Consider the following 13,967-nt stretch of genomic DNA (forward strand, 5'->3'; position numbering starts at 1 on the left):
ACGAACGTTACTGAGTGATACCATGGCAGACCGAGTTATCTTCCAGAACGACGACGCACTGAGTGAACAGAATCTCTCCCAGCAGCGAGCTCGGGAGAACAGCACCGACTACGTCGAGCGCGGCCTCGACGTCACTGCGGACTGGGCGGCGGGCGAGGTCGACGTCGCCGCCGGCCACGCCGTCGTGAAGGACGGGGTGAACGCCTACGACGTCTTCCCCGACGCCCGCGCCAACGTGGCGCTCGCGGACGGGTCGGGCGTGAACTACGTCTGGCTGGTGGTCGATCCGAGCCAGCAGGACGACGTCTCGATCACGGTCAACACGACTGGGTCGGCGCCGTCGTCGGCGTCGGTGCTGGTCGCGGAGGTCGACGCCGGCGCGGAGGCGGTGGTGGCGAAGAATCAGGCACCGGATGCGACGTTCCGGTCTGCCGAGGCTCAGTCGTTTAGTACAGACGAACTATCTGACGTTGCACGGTTCATCGAAGCTGGCACATCCCTCAGCGACATCAACGACGAACTCACCCAACCCGGAACTGTCGTTTTCGAGGCGGGTAATCACTTCGTCCCTGACTGGATCGAGATCGGAACCAGCGACATTACCATCATCGTCGAAGAAGGCGCTCACATCAAGTTCGAAGACTCCGCATCCCCAACGCTCTACTCCGACACCCAGAACACGGACCATACGTTCCTGCTCTACTCGGACGGCTACGATAACGTCACCATCATCAACCGAGGGATTATCGAAGGAAATTCGACAAACCATCCGTCGCCTCAAGCAGTGACGTTCTTCGGCGGCGGCCACCCGACCTATCTCCAAGAAGGCGGCGACCTCCGAGACGCAAATGCTGGCGTGCTGTTCGTGGATAACGAGAGTCCGTTCTCTCTCGGAGCATCCTCGACAACACTCGATGACAACGGCGCGACTATCATCGCGGAGGGACTTCGAGGCGGCCGACTCATCGGCACGCACGGCGCGAACGGCCAAGAAGCAGTGGACCTCAACGCGAGATGCACTGACGTATATCTCGCGGGCACAACCGGCCGCAACCTCAACGACTCGCTCATCGACCTGAACGAAGCCCCGCGGACAGAAATCGAGGGCGTGATTGCGCTCGGGGACGCAACCGTCGCAAAACACCTCAACGTCTCAGGTGGGAGTGGAAATCGGTATACCTCGCGCTCGGCAATCGGCAACAGCAACGACATCACAGCAACAGGACTCGCCGGGAAAGTGAGCGGCCGTGGAATAGACAAATCGGGGAGCGACCCAATCCAGAATCTCACCGTCGAAGGTCGCATTACAAGCACAGGCGGGAACGCCGTCGGTCTGTTCGGAGCAGAAAACCAGTTTGATGGGTTAACGCTCCGCGGAACGTTCGAGACAGAAGCAGAAAACCCGGCTGTGAACCTCGGCTTCGACGCTCAACAGGTTGGCCTCACACTCGACGCAGAGGCGATTTCAGCAGGCGACGGCTTCCACATCACGGACTGGGCGATTATCAGAGGGTCTGTCCGTGCTGATAACTGCGGCGGCGACGGCGTGGTTATCGAGGAGAACGCGGCGAACGCCGACAACAACACGCTGTTCGTGTCCACGGTTGGGAACGACGGCGACGGCGTGGTCGTGACCGGTTCCGTCAACCAGACCAGTCTCTTCGGGGTCGCTCACGCCAATACGAACGACCTGAATATCGGCGCGAGCGCAACCGATATCGAATGGTGGGGGTGGCATGATTCGCTCAACTACGGCGGCACAAGAACGCTCATTAACGGTATCGGGCGGAACGATGGCGACCCATCGAGTTCCGGCGAGTGGAACGGGTCGGGCCGGGAGGGCGTCAAAGTGTTCGACACGACCGGAAGCTCGAAATACTGGTATGTGAATGGGAACTGGGTCTGATAGACCCGGCGCTCTACGTACCGCGGCGTTCAGACGGCACGTCCACGAAAGAAAATCCGGACCGGGGCGCGTTCAGCGCGTGTTCGCTTGCTGCAATTGCCGCTGGGTATTCTCCGGGGATGCCGCGACATAGTTCCGAGCGGTCGACAAATCAGCCCACCCGAACATCGACTGCAAAGCGAGCGACTCGATCCCGCGCGCCGCCAGGTGCGTGGCGGCGGTCGCCCTGAGACCGTGCGGGTGAGTGGTGTCGGTGTCGAGTTCGCGGGCCTCTGCGAGTGCCTCAGTCACCCGACGGTTGACAGCTTGCCGGGATCGCTGCCAGCCGTTGAGCCGGTCGAAGAACCGTTCGACGTAGATTTCAGCGCGCGGGTTGTGGTCGAACGGCACTTGGCGTTCGGCGGTCTCGGTTTTCGCAGTCCACATCTCGCGTTCGGCCTCGGCCTGCGAGACGGAGTGCTCCTCGCGATAGTCGCGGGCCGCCGCGTTGAGCGAATCCAAGATGCTGCTGGCGTCGTCGGCGGTGGCGGCCGTTTCGAGCAGCTGGCGTAGCTGTCGTTCCAGCACGTCGCTGTCGAGCGTGCCGTTGACGTGCGCGACGTGTGTGGCCTGCATCTGGCTGCGGACGGTGCCGGAGAGCTGGTGGCCGTGTTCGCCCCGTAATACTTCAAGCCGGGCTTCGGCGAGCGATAGCGTGTTGTATTCGGCGCGCTGCTCGCTCTGGCTGCGACAGTAGCCACAGATACCCCCGTCTCGGCCTTTCTCGCAGGGCTCGTGATATGGGATGCAAATCCGGCGGCGTCGCCAATCCACCCACTCGCTTGTCATGTGCGCGATTTCGCCCGGCCGAAGTCCGAGCCGGCCGCCGACGAACGCAACGAAGAGGGCTTCGAGTGACCGGAGATCGTCGTCGATACGGCGCGCGCCCTCGACGAGGAGTTCGTACTCGCGATCGTTGAGCGCACGCTTACGACTGTGTTCGGTCATCGGCGACCTCCCGCGTGGGTGGAGGGCTGGTGGAGAGCGATACGGCTGGCGTTACGCCTTTGTAGGCGCGGGGCGAATTCGAGCATGCTTCTTGGGCTCTCAAGAAGCACGGGATCCGGTGCTGCTACACCGGGTCTTTCTGCGAAGACATTCCCGTACTCCTTACTGATTAGACATGATTCCGAATAGTTAATTCTTTGCCAATATATACTGGTTCGAACACCCCGGGATTCGGTGGATCTCGGGCTTAACCAACACTGGGGCCGGTCGGCGTCCGAGTGTTGGTTAAGACTCGGAATAGTCAAGATGTCGGCCCGTGTAGGCGAATAATCTTTCCTATCTCTCCAAATAGAACCTCATCAAGACCGCCAGACAGCGACGCATCGGAACTGTAATCTCTCTCGACAGGACTATTCGTCGGTCTCGAATTCTTCGACGAGGTCCTGGATCTCCTCGCGGTCCATCTCCTCGACCGCTTCGAGCCCGCTCTGAACGACCAGCGGATACCAGTGCATCAGCTTCTCCAGCGGATCCGCGCCGTCGCGGCGCAGCTGGACGTTCGTCTCATCGAGCACAATCTCCAGTTCATCCTCGAGCCGCTCGGGCAGATGGATCTGTTTCGGACTCCAGTTCTCCCGCTGCTTGACGTTGTTCGCAGAGTGAATTTGTGCGGACTTGGGGAGCTTCTGGTGCCACTCTTCAAACCCAGGCGCGCCGGCGTGAATCTTCCCATGGCAAGACGGACAGACCGGCACCAAGTTCTCAAGCATGTTATTCGTCCGGTCGCCATCAATGTGGTGGGCGAGGACATCCTCGCCACCGCCACAGATGATACATTTCTCTCCCTTTGCATCGAGGCATGCCTGACGATAGTTTTCAACCATCGTCCAGTAACTCCATGCGCGTCATGCGCTCAATGCGTTCATCGAGTTCCTCGCCCTCCATGTCCACCATGCGCTCCATGCCCAACAAGACAACGAGAGTCTTGAAGTGTCGGTCTTTCTTGTAATCGCCATCCGCGACGTAGTTGAGCCGCGACCACTCATCGTTCATGGGGTCTACGAGCTCGTCGGGGAGATAGAACGAGACGCCATTCCATTCCTGCTTGACGTTCTCAACGTTCCATGCGCTCCCCGCGGGCAAGCCGTTCTCCTCGTTCTCCTCGCTCCCGTCGCGGTTTTCGTTCTGGTCGTTCATGTCGCGCATGTCGCGGTCTGAACGCATGTCGGTCTCTTCCCGCTGGTCGTTCCTCTCGGACTGTTCGTCGACGCCGTCGTCCTCGTCCTCGAAGCGCTTCGCTAGCCGATCCTGGACGTCGTCTCCATTAGGCATGGCTGGCCACCTCCTCGGCAACCGCGAGGTAGACGTCCGTCATGTCGGTGTCCTCGGCGTCCTCTCCGAAGATAGACCCGCCCTGTTTGATCGAGCGCGCGATCGCGACGCGGTGAGCGATCTCGAATACGGGGCATCGGCCGCCGAACGTGTCTTCGAACCAGTCGAGCATCCGCTGTTGCTCGTTGTCAAGCGGGTAGTTGACGTCGGAGACGAGGATGCCGCGCTCCTTGATCTGGGTGTCGTAGCGTTGTTCGAGGGTTTCGATCTGGTTGAGGAGATGCTCGAGTGCGAGCTGCATCATCTCGTCTGTCTCGACTGGGACGAGAATGCCCTCGCAGGCCAGGAGGACGTTGTCGTTGATCGGGCCGAGCGATGGGGGCGCGTCGACGACTGCGATGTCCCAGTCGTCGATACCGCCGTGGTCGAAGAGGAGGCTGAGGCGTTCGCGGGGCTTCCAGCCGGCAGCGATGAGCTCCTGCTCGGCGCGAAACATGTCGACGTGTGCTGGGAGGATGTCGAATTCGGGGTGGCTGACGGCGAGGTCGCGGCCGATGTCGTAGTCGCGGGGTTCTTTGAGTGCTTCGAAGAGGCTGTCGGCGTTGGTGGTGTAGGCGTTGTTGTGTCCGAGGCGGTTCGTGAGGTAGCCTTGGGGGTCGGCGTCGACGGCGATCACGTCGTGGCCGAGTTCGGCGAGTGCGCCGGCGACGTTGATGGTGTTTGTGGTCTTTGCGACTCCGCCTTTCTGGTTGGTGATTCCGATACGCATGTCGTTCATGTCGCTCTATGCGCGGGATGCGTGATAAAGATGCGTCAGACGTTCGAGGGGTAGACGCAGCACTATCGAAGTGTTCGCGACAGTTCCGTATAGCGTATAGTGCGATAGAAACTGGCGATCATCGCCCCCCGGCTAGGTAGCACGGCGTGCTACTCATCCGACAGCCAAACATGCTCGGCGTCGCGCTCCAGCCGACCCGCCTCGACCGCGTCATCAAGCGCCCGCCGGACCTGGTGCTCGTCCTCGCTGCCGTTGCCGGCGAGGATCATCACGACCTTGTGCGCGGGGATCCGGTCGGGCTGGGTGGGGCTGATCTGGTAGTAGACAGTACGGACGACACGGTCGACGATGTCGTAGTCTTCGCGAGGCATAGCTCGGGGTTGGGACTACAGTGTCTTAGTCGGTCGCGTCCGAGTCACGCATGACCGACCACCACCTGGCGCTCCTCGTCGCCAACATACTCATCAAACCCGTACAGCCGATGGGAATGACAGCGAATGCACTTGTCCAGATCCCCGCCGAGATCAGCATAACAACAGCTCTCATCACGCCAGTACCGCCATTCCGAGGCGTTCTGGACCGCGGGACAGCGCGGGGTCTCGTGGTACGTCCGCGACGGCGTCACCACTCGGAGCGGGCCGCCGCCCTGCCAGCGTTCCCGCCGCCCCCAACACTCCCGGCAGAGGCCATCATGGTCGGAGACCTCGCCCGCTAGTCCACAGCCGAGACAAAGCGGGACGTCCCCCACTGACTCGGCCTCAACTCGGTCAGTCACCGGACACCACCTCCTCGTCGCTCATGTCCTCAAGGGCGGCCGCGAACGCGTCGTACCGATACGCCTTTGAGCCACAAGTCTGGCAATTGATGACTTCCGTATAGCTGGGGCCGCGCCACTCGTAGCGGACGCCGGCGAACCGACCGCAGTTCCCGCACCGCGGTCGGTCAGTCATCGCGCGTCCTCCTGGTCTGCTTAGACACTGCGAGAACGTCCCCGCAGCGGGAACAGTATTTGTCTAACCCACGGTGCCGGAGGTCGTGCGACTCGTGGCCGAGCAGTCTACATTTCCAACTCATTGTTCGGTCTTCTCGGACACGTCTTTCCGAGCGCAGTCGTGACTACAGTAGTACTCGCCGGTCTTATTCGCTCGAATATCGTCGCCATTGAGTTCTTTGCCGCACCGTCCACAGATTTGCTCACCGTCTCGGTAGCGACGCGTCCAAGGGCCATCGTCTTCGACTCGATCAGTCACCGGACGCCACCTCCTGCGTGTCCTCGAGGCGGTCGTCGTCCACGCCATAGATGCGCACGTCTACGTCGTCCAGCGCAATTCGGCGGGTGTCTATGTAGTCCTCGTAGGGCTGCATTGGGTCGACCTCTCGAACGAACGCGCCGCGCTCGGTATTCTCGGCAGGGACGACGATCTCGTAGTTCCAGTTATCCGAGCGGCCGCCTGCCCGCAGCTCCATGCTGCCGCTGACGTGCTCGTCTATGGTGTGTGGCCTGCCGAGGACTTCGACAACGCCGCGGTCGTCGCCTGCGTGGAGTTCGATGCCGCCCTGGATATCGGCCATCACCGGCAGCCGTTCGCGGAGTGGAGCGTCGATGTCGTAGTCCTCGTGGATGTCTGTACTAGCTTCGTCTTCCGTATCCTGCTCCGTAGCGTCTGTTGGCTCAGGCATCGGCGCCCTCCAAGACGCTCTCAATTTCAAGGACGATCGCCTCCACGTCGTCCTCAGCCACGGCGTCGTTCCCGTCGAACCAGTCCCGAACCGCCTCCGGGAGCGCGTAGCGGTACTCGCCGCGCTGCACCTGTTCGACGAGGTCCTTCTGCTGGAGCGTCTTCATCTTCTTGCGTTTTTGACTACTCTTTCGAGACCCTCCGGCTGCCCAGTACGCGTCTTCGACGCTTCCAGGGCCGTTGTACTTGAACCACTGGAGCATGTCGGCTTCGTACTCGTCGAGGTCGGCGAGCTCGTTCTGCATCCGTGAGATGTATCGGTCCACCGACGGATGTTCCAGGACGTCTGGGTCTGGTGCGGACTGCTCGCTTTCGAGTTCCTCAATGCGCTCGCGAGCGGTCTCTAACTTCCGCTTGAGCGCATCGTTGTCGCTCGTTCCGACGCCGAATTCGTCGGCAAGCACGTCCACCGCCTCCACTGCGCGCTCGCTAATCTCCGGCCGGCTTTCCAGCTCGTCGCGCAACGCCTCCACCTGTTCGCGGTATTCCTCGTTCTCGTCTCGGACGTCCTCCAGTTCGCTCTCGAGCTCTCGAATCCGCTCGTTCTTCTCCTGCTTGATCTCCGCAACCTCAGCCTGAATCGTCTCGGTGCTCTCGCTGCTCCCGCCGGTGGACGTCATGGCCTCGGTGAACTGCTCGGCCATCTGCTGCATGTCGCGCGCCTGGTCGAGTTCCTCCTCTAACTCAGCCTTCTCGGCTTGCAGCTCGTCGACGCGGTCTTCGAGCTGGCTGATCCGGTCCTGGCGGCGGTCTTCGCGCTGGCTGATCTCTTCGAGTTCATCGACGAGATCGCCGGACACGCTCTTCAGTTCCGGGCGCTCGAAGTCGTCGAGGCCGGGTGTCGCGCCGGCATCGAACGTCTGCTTGCGCTGCCACTGCACGCGCTCGATGTCAGTCTCCCAGTCCGCCATCACGAACGCCTCGCCGTCCGCGAGGTCGGGGACGTCGTCAGCGATGTCGTTGCCGAGGACTCGTCGGACGGTCTTGAGGTCGTTCTCCCAGGTGAGGCGATGCCAGACGAGCCAGTCGGCCTGCGTGATGAAGTCCTTCTTGACGTCCGCGGGGCGCTGGCTGATCCCGACCATGCCGAGGCCGTGTTTCCGGCCGCGCTTCCCAATCTTCACGAGCATCTGGCCCGTCTCGTCCAGCCCACCGCTCTGTGGGATGTACTCGTGGACTTCCTCCACGAGCATCAGGAACGGCTTCTTGAGCTTCTTCTCCTTGGCGAACAGCTGGTGTGCGGTGTCCCGGATCAGGTCGCTCGCGTCGCTCTCGTTGAGGTACCCGGAGACGTCGAGGATGATCGGGACGTTCTCTTCGAGGGCGAGCGAGGCGAGTTTCTCGGCGTGCTCGGGTCCGACCTGGAGGTCGCACTCTTCGTCGGCGCCGACATGCAGCATTTCGTACTCCTCCTTGAGGCCGTAGTACTCGCCGTCGGTGTCGACGACGAGCAGCGGATAGCCGTCATCGAGGAGTTGTTCCGCAACGACGCTCGCACTGTTGGATTTTCCGCTGCCGCTCTTGCCGGTGATGAACCCGCGGCCGGTGAGGACGTCGACGACGGGAAGCGTGAAGCCATCCTCGCCGACGGTGATAGTTTCAGTGCTGTTCATCTCAGTATCCGGGTTGTTTGTGGCTGTTTCACTCATCGCTTCCTCCGTACTTCTGATAGAGGTGGTCGCCATGCTGCTTCCCGACATGACGACGTGCTTTCTCCAGCCGGCTGAACGGCGACGTGCTACAATACTGGCAGTACCACTCAGTACGCTGGCCGATCAGGCGATCGTGCAGCTCCGTGTACTCCTCGCTCGACCACGTATCTGGCGGGCCGTCGGGAGCGTCGTAGTTGAACGACTCGTTGTGTTCCTCCCATTCTTCTTGAGGTGCCTGCTCTCCCGAGCCGTCGTCGTCGTTCAGTCCCTCCTGGAGAGCGGTGATCGCGTCGTCGAGCTCCGCGGCGTTCTCCCGAGAGGCGTCTTTGTCGAAGCCGTACTGGCGGCCGTTCATGATGTCTTCAGCGAGCGAGACGGCGGCGTCTTCGAGGGCTTCGGCGTGACTGCGGTCGAGCTCGTCGACGAGGTCGTCGATGGACTGGCGGAGGCCGGTGTCGAACCGGTTGTTCCGCTCGCGCTCGCCCGGCGGTGTGCGGTCCCAGCCCGACGGCCAATCGATATCGGTCTCAGGCATCAGTATCCGCTCCTTTGTGTGCGTCCCGTGGCGAACGATGCCCCCACCGAACCTCAACTGGCCGATGAACCTTGGCGTGTTCCTCGTTGGACATTATCTCTAAGTTCTCGGGGCGGTTGTCCCAGGGGATTCCGTTCCTGTGATGCACGATCTTCCCGTTGAGGGCTTCGAATCCTTGTTCAGCGACAACAACGAGCCGGTGGATTCGCACCTCCCGGGTTGATCCAGAAATAGTTGTCTCAACTACTTCGTACCCGCTTTTTGTAATTCGGTGACCGGGTGGATTCCTCCTGCGGACCCGCCGAGACTCTTCGTACTTGCCCCGCGTCTCAATCTCATGCTTATGAATCCACTCGTGGGCAGTCGCATACCCACATTCTAACTCGTCTGCGAGTTCGGGGATTGTGAGCTGCTGGTTGTGATACAGCTCTCGGACCAGTTCCTCGTCACGCCACGGCCGATCTTTGTTGATTGTTTCTTTCTTTTTAATACCGTGTTCGTCTAGCCATTTCTGAACAGTTGTATCCGATGCTCCAAGCTCCTCCGCGATCTCCGCTGTGTTTAGCCCTTGCTCTACGAACAGGTTGCGTAGAATCTGTGGGTTGCGCCACGGAGTGTCGGCGTCTGCGTAGGGGTCAGCCATCGTTGTTGGGCACTTCCTCCTCGTTGAGGGCGTACATGCCATGGCCAAGCGGTTCGACGATGTTGTCCTGTTTGAGCCGTCCGAGTCGTTCGCGAATGTACTGCGCGGAGTAGCCTGCCTGTTCTGCGATGAGCGGGGCGTTTGCGCGCCCGTCGCGTAGTACTTCGACGATTGCCCAGTCGGCGTCGCGGAAATCATCAACGTCCATCTGTGGTAGTACTGTACTCATCTCCACCTAATAAGTTATCAGCAATGGACAAAAACCTATTGGTGATAACCTACAACCAGTAGGTTTATGGTGTTAGCTCTATTACTATGAATTAGGAAGCGCGGGACACCGGCCGCAGAAACTGGCCGGGGCGTGTTGCACCACGCCCGACCGTGCTCCACGCCAAGGTGAAGCAACAATGAGTTCGAAACCCATCGACAAGAACGCATCGACTCCCGCGGGCACACACCAGGACCTGCCCGCGTCCCGAGACGTCTCGGACATGGACAGCGCTGGCGCGATCGTCAACGCGATCGCCGAGCAGTTCGACGCCGGCGCGACCGCCGTCGCCATCCACGACTACGACGGCCACACGGCACGCATCACCGACGCCGGCGACATCGAGGCGGCCGGCGACGCGGTCGTGATCTCGGGCGACGACGGCCAGACCGCGACCATCCCCGCGGCGGCGATCGCGACGATCGCGGGCACCGACAACTCGCTCGCCGCGATCCCGCTCGACGCCGAGCTGACCGTCACCTACCACGCCCAACAGAGCCAGCACGGTACCCAGACGCGGACCGGTCGGGTCTCGGACTGGGTGGCGAAGCGCTCGGGCGCGGTGTACAAGTTGTCGATCGAGACCGAGGGCGGCGTGACCTATCACGTCTGGACAACGACGGGCTGTGTTGACAAGGGCTCGCGCTGGAGTGAGCGGAAGGTCGGCCACGATGCCGAGGTCGACATCCACGACTCGGAGGTGACCGCGTGATGGCGGCCGTTGAGACCGAGACCACGGCCGACAGCGTCGACGATCGCGACCGCCGCGCCGCCGAAGAAGCCATGGCAGTCATGCCGATCGACGAGGACCGCTACCGCGTCTACAGTGGCGCCGACGCAGACTACCTGGTCGACCTGCGCGATCCCGCGTGCGAGTGCGCCGACTGGCGATATAGAGAGCCGGAGGAGGGGTGCAAGCATGCGCGCCGCGTACTGCAAACGCTCGGCCGGCGGCCGATCCCGGACGGTGTCCGAGTCGATCCGGCGCTCCGGTACCAGCGCGAGAAACTCGCCGACACCAACGGAGGCAGAGCCTGATGTCCGTCTACCTCCGCATCGACGGCCTCGACGTCGACGACCTCGACCAGGCAGACCCGTCGTTGCTCGAAGATCTCGCCGCACACGTCTTCAACGACATCCGCCGCGATCATCCCAGCCTCTACGACGACCTCGAGGGCGTGATCCCGGTTCGGAACCCCGAGCACGACCCGCGGCTCGCAAGCTCGCTCGCGGAGTGTCCGGGCTGTGGTCGGGCTGGCCTGGTCGAGCAGCTTGCCGCCCACGACTGTCCCGGGCTGTCGGCCGGCGGTGATCACGATGACTAGCGAGGTCGATCGGCGGCGCGCGCTCGTCGACTTCCTCGACCGCCACCCGCTCGTCGACAGCGTCGACTTTTCCCGGGATGGCTACCAGCAGGTGCTGCTCGAGCTCGGTGAGCCCGCCAGCGACGAGAGCGGGCAGCCAGCGTTCACGGTGACGGTCGACGGCCGCCGGCTAGCGTATTTCGAGTCTGGGAGCGGGCAATGGTATCGCCAGGAGTTCGAGGCAACGCCCGACCGTGCATGTGGGGATTGGCGGCCGGTCGGTGTCGAACAGATCAGCGAGCCCGACCTGGAGGTGTACGATGCAGTCTGAGACGGTCGGCCAGCTGCGCGAGCTCGCCGCCGGCGACTCGCGGGCCGCGTTCAAGTCTGCGGCCATGGCGTGTGGCCTGTCGGAGTCAGAGGCCGAGCTCGTCTGGCGCCACGACGGCCAGCCTGGCGAGGTCGTGGCGGACGTCCGCGACGCGGGGATGGAGATCCGCAGCGAGGATGGGTGGCTGACGTCGAGCGTGTCAGTGGAGGTCGAGCGATGAGGTCATTCTCGGATCCCGATACGCATTTCGCGATTGTGCGGAGTGAGACGCCAGTCACGGAGGACGGCTACAAGGTCGGGGAACCCAAGCGCTTAGAGTGCGAGGAATGTGGTGCAGGCGTGCTGTTAACTGAAGAGCCAACTCCCGGTATCGACGAACTCCAACACCAGCCGACGTGCAGCCAGCGGTTCGTGAAATCGCGCTGGTGGCAGACGACTGCGGACGGCGAGTAGTCGAGCCGAGATTTTCCCACGAGTTAACCAACAACACTGGTTGACATCGTGCAGGTGTTGGTTAAGAGAGATAGAGCCTCGTGAAGCAGGACGACATCATTCAGCTGTCGCTGTCGCTGTGTCGATCGAGATATTCCTGTTTCCCTCGATGTACTCCTCGACAAGGTCCCGAAGGACTTGGCTCCGTGATGCATCCATCGGAATATCACCCTCGAGTTTTTTATGCGTGATAATAGTGTCAAGTTCTTCTAATTTCTCGTCTGCGATACTGAAACTTGGGTTTGCCATACTATTAGTTTAGCAGGTTAGCACTATAAAGGGTGCCCCATAGAGTCCCTGAGTAGAGAAAGGACTAAGTTACTGCCTTAGCAAGATAGCAGTAGATGGGAAATCCAAGCATCGAGATGCCGGATGAAATGGAGGCCGAAGTCGACAACCGTCGGCACAGTAACACGTCCCGAAGCCAGTGGGTTCGCGAAGCAATCCAGGCACGGCTTGATGCCGAAGACGCTGGCGAGTGGACAACGCCGGATGTCGACTACGGTACAGCTGACGCCGCAGACGCGTGATGAGGGCTAGGGCATAGGCTCACGAACAAGACAGGTCCGGCCTGCCCCCACAGGCCGGGATCGACAACACACCGATGGTACGCACGTTCACTTTCACCCCCACGGCTTATTGTTCCGGTGTCGTTACCCGGCAGTACGCGCGGGTTACACCCGAGAAACCAGCAGTTTCCAGTCACCACAGGAATACTTTCACTTTCACGGTGGCATCAGGTGACCGTTTATACCACACCCATTGTAGGCGGAACAGATTCCAGGCGACGACCCCTACAGGATCACGACCAAAACCAAGAAATGGCGGTACGCATGCCCAACCCCGCGCGAACACACCAACTGGTTCCCGATCAACGGCCACTTCCGATGCCGTGGCTGCGCCGAACTCCGCGCCGCCGGCAAATCATCCGTCGAACCCGAATACGACGTGCTCCGCGATAAGAAGACTGGCGAGCTCGTCGAGCGCGACGCGTTCACGATCGAAGTCGGCAGCCAGAATCCCGCGCGCGCATAACCAGGTGGCCGCGACCAGTGCCGGACACGCCCGCCCCATCCAAAGTCTGGGCGCGTCCGGCCCATGCCATGTCGCGGTCCCGAGACGCACCGGACCCGGCCGCAGTGGCCGCGAACCAACCCAGCACGCCACGAGACACATGAGCCAACACACCCACCCCACTAAAACGAACCGCCACACCACCACCCCAGCCACCGAGGACGGTGGTTCAGCATGACGACCGCGATCGTCTCGGTCGACACCATCCAGGAGTTTATCGATCCCGTCAGCGCGCTCGTCGACGAGTGCAAACTCCACTGGACGCCGGACGGGTTCGAGATTCGTGCGGTCGACCCTGCGAACGTCGCGATGACCCACACCCGGCTCAGCCGGGACGCGTTCGAGTCCTACACTGACGCCGACGCCACGCTCGGAATCCCCATCGACGACCTTGAGGACGTCCTCAAGTTCGCCGGCTCGAACGAACTGCTCCACATCGACTACGTCGAACGCCAGCAGACGCTCGACCTCCAGGCGGGCGGGCTCAACTACGACCTCGGCCTGATCGACCCCGGCGCGATCCGCCAGGAGCCCGAGATCCCCGAACTCGACCTGCCCGGCGAGTTCGTTCTCGAAGGCGAACAGCTCTCGAAGTACGCTGACGCCGCCGACATGGTCGACGACAAAATCACGCTCGGATTCGACCTCGACAGCGAGACGCTGTACGCGGACGGTATCGGCGACACCAACAGCGCGCGATACGCAATCCCGGGCGACGACCTTATCATGGGATCGTGTCCCGAAGAGGTCGCGTCGATGTACAGTCTCGACTACCTGTCGGACATGGTCGGCGTGATCGACGACGACGCCGAAGTCCGCCTCGAGCTCGGCTCCGACTATCCGTGCCTGTTCGCATTCGACATCGTCGAAGGCCACGGGAACGTGCGCTACCAGCTGGCGCCTCGGATCGCAACGGAGGACTAGCG

22 protein-coding genes are annotated in these 13,967 nt (G+C 61.7%); 10 read left to right on the plus strand and 12 right to left on the minus strand.

The window, feature by feature from the left end:
* A partial coding sequence (locus EPY72_RS17870) for a hypothetical protein (protein ID WP_210423569.1) occupies nucleotides 1-1,906 on the plus strand: 1,906 nt, incomplete at its 5' end.
* 72 nt (nucleotides 1,907-1,978) lie between these two features.
* Here EPY72_RS17870 and EPY72_RS17875 read toward each other — a convergent pair.
* From EPY72_RS17875 to EPY72_RS17895, 5 genes are all read right to left on the minus strand, one after another.
* The gene (locus EPY72_RS17875) at nucleotides 1,979-2,893 is read right to left on the minus strand and encodes a tyrosine-type recombinase/integrase (protein WP_135807314.1); all 915 of its coding nucleotides are present in this window, start codon (nucleotides 2,891-2,893) and stop codon (nucleotides 1,979-1,981) included.
* 410 nt (nucleotides 2,894-3,303) lie between these two features.
* Nucleotides 3,304-3,777 (minus strand): HNH endonuclease signature motif containing protein, encoded by a 474-nt coding sequence (locus tag EPY72_RS17880; RefSeq protein ID WP_135807315.1) that lies wholly within the window; start codon nucleotides 3,775-3,777, stop codon nucleotides 3,304-3,306.
* Nucleotides 3,770-4,225, minus strand: coding sequence for a DUF8160 family protein (locus EPY72_RS17885; RefSeq protein WP_135807316.1), 456 nt, complete (start codon nucleotides 4,223-4,225; stop codon nucleotides 3,770-3,772). Before EPY72_RS17885 ends, EPY72_RS17880 begins: the two co-directional genes overlap by 8 nt.
* Nucleotides 4,218-5,003, minus strand: coding sequence for a ParA family protein (locus tag EPY72_RS17890; RefSeq protein WP_135807317.1), 786 nt, complete (start codon nucleotides 5,001-5,003; stop codon nucleotides 4,218-4,220). The genes EPY72_RS17885 and EPY72_RS17890 overlap by 8 nt, the downstream gene beginning before the upstream one ends.
* A gap of 149 nt (nucleotides 5,004-5,152) precedes the next feature.
* Nucleotides 5,153-5,374: a hypothetical protein gene (locus tag EPY72_RS17895; RefSeq protein ID WP_135807318.1), complete on the minus strand. Its 222-nt coding sequence runs from the start codon at nucleotides 5,372-5,374 to the stop codon at nucleotides 5,153-5,155.
* 50 nt (nucleotides 5,375-5,424) lie between these two features.
* Here EPY72_RS17895 and EPY72_RS17900 point away from each other — a divergent pair, with 50 nt between their 5' ends.
* Complete coding sequence (locus EPY72_RS17900; RefSeq protein WP_135807319.1) at nucleotides 5,425-5,718, plus strand: hypothetical protein; 294 nt, start codon at nucleotides 5,425-5,427, stop codon at nucleotides 5,716-5,718.
* A gap of 52 nt (nucleotides 5,719-5,770) precedes the next feature.
* On the opposite strand, the gene EPY72_RS17905 is transcribed toward EPY72_RS17900, so the two are convergent.
* From EPY72_RS17905 to EPY72_RS17930, 6 genes are all read right to left on the minus strand, one after another.
* A complete protein-coding gene (locus EPY72_RS17905; protein ID WP_135807320.1) occupies nucleotides 5,771-5,953 on the minus strand; it encodes a hypothetical protein in 183 nt (60 codons plus the stop codon).
* Nucleotides 5,954-6,245: 292 nt separating this feature from the next.
* Nucleotides 6,246-6,683 (minus strand): hypothetical protein, encoded by a 438-nt coding sequence (locus tag EPY72_RS17910; protein WP_135807321.1) that lies wholly within the window; start codon nucleotides 6,681-6,683, stop codon nucleotides 6,246-6,248.
* Nucleotides 6,676-8,355, minus strand: coding sequence for an ATP-binding protein (locus tag EPY72_RS17915; RefSeq protein ID WP_210423571.1), 1,680 nt, complete (start codon nucleotides 8,353-8,355; stop codon nucleotides 6,676-6,678). The genes EPY72_RS17910 and EPY72_RS17915 overlap by 8 nt, the downstream gene beginning before the upstream one ends.
* Nucleotides 8,356-8,383: 28 nt before the next feature.
* A complete protein-coding gene (locus tag EPY72_RS17920; protein WP_135807323.1) occupies nucleotides 8,384-8,929 on the minus strand; it encodes an alkaline phosphatase family protein in 546 nt (181 codons plus the stop codon).
* Nucleotides 8,922-9,572, minus strand: coding sequence for an HNH endonuclease (locus tag EPY72_RS17925; protein ID WP_168216069.1), 651 nt, complete (start codon nucleotides 9,570-9,572; stop codon nucleotides 8,922-8,924). The genes EPY72_RS17920 and EPY72_RS17925 overlap by 8 nt, the downstream gene beginning before the upstream one ends.
* Nucleotides 9,565-9,801 carry a winged helix-turn-helix transcriptional regulator gene (locus tag EPY72_RS17930; RefSeq protein ID WP_135807325.1) on the minus strand — a complete coding sequence of 79 codons (237 nt, stop codon included), beginning with the start codon at nucleotides 9,799-9,801 and terminating at the stop codon, nucleotides 9,565-9,567. The genes EPY72_RS17925 and EPY72_RS17930 overlap by 8 nt, the downstream gene beginning before the upstream one ends.
* 178 nt (nucleotides 9,802-9,979) lie before the next feature.
* On the opposite strand from EPY72_RS17930, the gene EPY72_RS17935 reads away from it, so the two are divergent.
* Genes EPY72_RS17935 through EPY72_RS17960 form a run of 6 tightly spaced genes read left to right on the plus strand, consistent with a single transcriptional unit; the run spans nucleotide 9,980 to nucleotide 11,928 of the window.
* Complete coding sequence (locus tag EPY72_RS17935; RefSeq protein WP_135807326.1) at nucleotides 9,980-10,552, plus strand: hypothetical protein; 573 nt, start codon at nucleotides 9,980-9,982, stop codon at nucleotides 10,550-10,552.
* Nucleotides 10,552-10,878 (plus strand): hypothetical protein, encoded by a 327-nt coding sequence (locus EPY72_RS17940; RefSeq protein WP_135807327.1) that lies wholly within the window; start codon nucleotides 10,552-10,554, stop codon nucleotides 10,876-10,878. Before EPY72_RS17935 ends, EPY72_RS17940 begins: the two co-directional genes overlap by 1 nt.
* Nucleotides 10,878-11,165 (plus strand): hypothetical protein, encoded by a 288-nt coding sequence (locus EPY72_RS17945; protein ID WP_135807328.1) that lies wholly within the window; start codon nucleotides 10,878-10,880, stop codon nucleotides 11,163-11,165. Before EPY72_RS17940 ends, EPY72_RS17945 begins: the two co-directional genes overlap by 1 nt.
* A complete protein-coding gene (locus tag EPY72_RS17950) occupies nucleotides 11,158-11,475 on the plus strand; it encodes a hypothetical protein (RefSeq protein WP_135807329.1) in 318 nt (105 codons plus the stop codon). The genes EPY72_RS17945 and EPY72_RS17950 overlap by 8 nt, the downstream gene beginning before the upstream one ends.
* Complete coding sequence (locus tag EPY72_RS17955) at nucleotides 11,465-11,695, plus strand: hypothetical protein (RefSeq protein ID WP_135807330.1); 231 nt, start codon at nucleotides 11,465-11,467, stop codon at nucleotides 11,693-11,695. The genes EPY72_RS17950 and EPY72_RS17955 overlap by 11 nt, the downstream gene beginning before the upstream one ends.
* Nucleotides 11,692-11,928, plus strand: a complete 237-nt coding sequence (locus tag EPY72_RS17960) for a hypothetical protein (protein ID WP_135807331.1) — start codon at nucleotides 11,692-11,694, stop codon at nucleotides 11,926-11,928. Before EPY72_RS17955 ends, EPY72_RS17960 begins: the two co-directional genes overlap by 4 nt.
* A gap of 96 nt (nucleotides 11,929-12,024) precedes the next feature.
* Here EPY72_RS17960 and EPY72_RS17965 read toward each other — a convergent pair whose 3' ends face one another.
* Nucleotides 12,025-12,216, minus strand: a complete 192-nt coding sequence (locus EPY72_RS17965; protein WP_134672644.1) for a ribbon-helix-helix domain-containing protein — start codon at nucleotides 12,214-12,216, stop codon at nucleotides 12,025-12,027.
* A 95-nt stretch (nucleotides 12,217-12,311) separates the two neighbouring features.
* On the opposite strand from EPY72_RS17965, the gene EPY72_RS17970 reads away from it, so the two are divergent.
* On the plus strand, nucleotides 12,312-12,497 hold the full coding sequence (locus tag EPY72_RS17970) for a ribbon-helix-helix domain-containing protein (protein ID WP_134672643.1): 186 nt from the start codon (nucleotides 12,312-12,314) through the stop codon (nucleotides 12,495-12,497).
* A 718-nt stretch (nucleotides 12,498-13,215) separates the two neighbouring features.
* Entirely contained in the window at nucleotides 13,216-13,965 is a 750-nt protein-coding gene (locus tag EPY72_RS17975; protein ID WP_135807332.1) for a DNA polymerase sliding clamp, read from the plus strand.
* Nucleotides 13,966-13,967 lie beyond the last annotated feature (2 nt).

It is taken from the genome of Halorussus marinus (genome assembly GCF_004765795.1).
Classification (GTDB): Archaea; Halobacteriota; Halobacteria; order Halobacteriales; family Haladaptataceae; genus Halorussus; species Halorussus marinus.

Bases quoted from the DNA above. Each gene is read 5' to 3' on its own strand.
- EPY72_RS17875 (WP_135807314.1), bottom strand. From the start codon at position 2,893: ATGACCGAACACAGTCGTAAGCGTGCGCTCAACGATCGCGAGTACGAA.
- EPY72_RS17880 (WP_135807315.1), bottom strand. From the start codon at position 3,777: ATGGTTGAAAACTATCGTCAGGCATGCCTCGATGCAAAGGGAGAGAAA.
- EPY72_RS17885 (WP_135807316.1), bottom strand. From the start codon at position 4,225: ATGCCTAATGGAGACGACGTCCAGGATCGGCTAGCGAAGCGCTTCGAG.
- EPY72_RS17890 (WP_135807317.1), bottom strand. From the start codon at position 5,003: ATGAACGACATGCGTATCGGAATCACCAACCAGAAAGGCGGAGTCGCA.
- EPY72_RS17895 (WP_135807318.1), bottom strand. From the start codon at position 5,374: ATGCCTCGCGAAGACTACGACATCGTCGACCGTGTCGTCCGTACTGTC.
- EPY72_RS17900 (WP_135807319.1), top strand. From the start codon at position 5,425: ATGACCGACCACCACCTGGCGCTCCTCGTCGCCAACATACTCATCAAA.
- EPY72_RS17905 (WP_135807320.1), bottom strand. From the start codon at position 5,953: ATGACTGACCGACCGCGGTGCGGGAACTGCGGTCGGTTCGCCGGCGTC.
- EPY72_RS17910 (WP_135807321.1), bottom strand. From the start codon at position 6,683: ATGCCTGAGCCAACAGACGCTACGGAGCAGGATACGGAAGACGAAGCT.
- EPY72_RS17915 (WP_210423571.1), bottom strand. From the start codon at position 8,355: ATGAACAGCACTGAAACTATCACCGTCGGCGAGGATGGCTTCACGCTT.
- EPY72_RS17920 (WP_135807323.1), bottom strand. From the start codon at position 8,929: ATGCCTGAGACCGATATCGATTGGCCGTCGGGCTGGGACCGCACACCG.
- EPY72_RS17925 (WP_168216069.1), bottom strand. From the start codon at position 9,572: ATGGCTGACCCCTACGCAGACGCCGACACTCCGTGGCGCAACCCACAG.
- EPY72_RS17930 (WP_135807325.1), bottom strand. From the start codon at position 9,801: ATGAGTACAGTACTACCACAGATGGACGTTGATGATTTCCGCGACGCC.
- EPY72_RS17935 (WP_135807326.1), top strand. From the start codon at position 9,980: ATGAGTTCGAAACCCATCGACAAGAACGCATCGACTCCCGCGGGCACA.
- EPY72_RS17940 (WP_135807327.1), top strand. From the start codon at position 10,552: ATGGCGGCCGTTGAGACCGAGACCACGGCCGACAGCGTCGACGATCGC.
- EPY72_RS17945 (WP_135807328.1), top strand. From the start codon at position 10,878: ATGTCCGTCTACCTCCGCATCGACGGCCTCGACGTCGACGACCTCGAC.
- EPY72_RS17950 (WP_135807329.1), top strand. From the start codon at position 11,158: ATGACTAGCGAGGTCGATCGGCGGCGCGCGCTCGTCGACTTCCTCGAC.
- EPY72_RS17955 (WP_135807330.1), top strand. From the start codon at position 11,465: ATGCAGTCTGAGACGGTCGGCCAGCTGCGCGAGCTCGCCGCCGGCGAC.
- EPY72_RS17960 (WP_135807331.1), top strand. From the start codon at position 11,692: ATGAGGTCATTCTCGGATCCCGATACGCATTTCGCGATTGTGCGGAGT.
- EPY72_RS17965 (WP_134672644.1), bottom strand. From the start codon at position 12,216: ATGGCAAACCCAAGTTTCAGTATCGCAGACGAGAAATTAGAAGAACTT.
- EPY72_RS17970 (WP_134672643.1), top strand. From the start codon at position 12,312: ATGGGAAATCCAAGCATCGAGATGCCGGATGAAATGGAGGCCGAAGTC.
- EPY72_RS17975 (WP_135807332.1), top strand. From the start codon at position 13,216: ATGACGACCGCGATCGTCTCGGTCGACACCATCCAGGAGTTTATCGAT.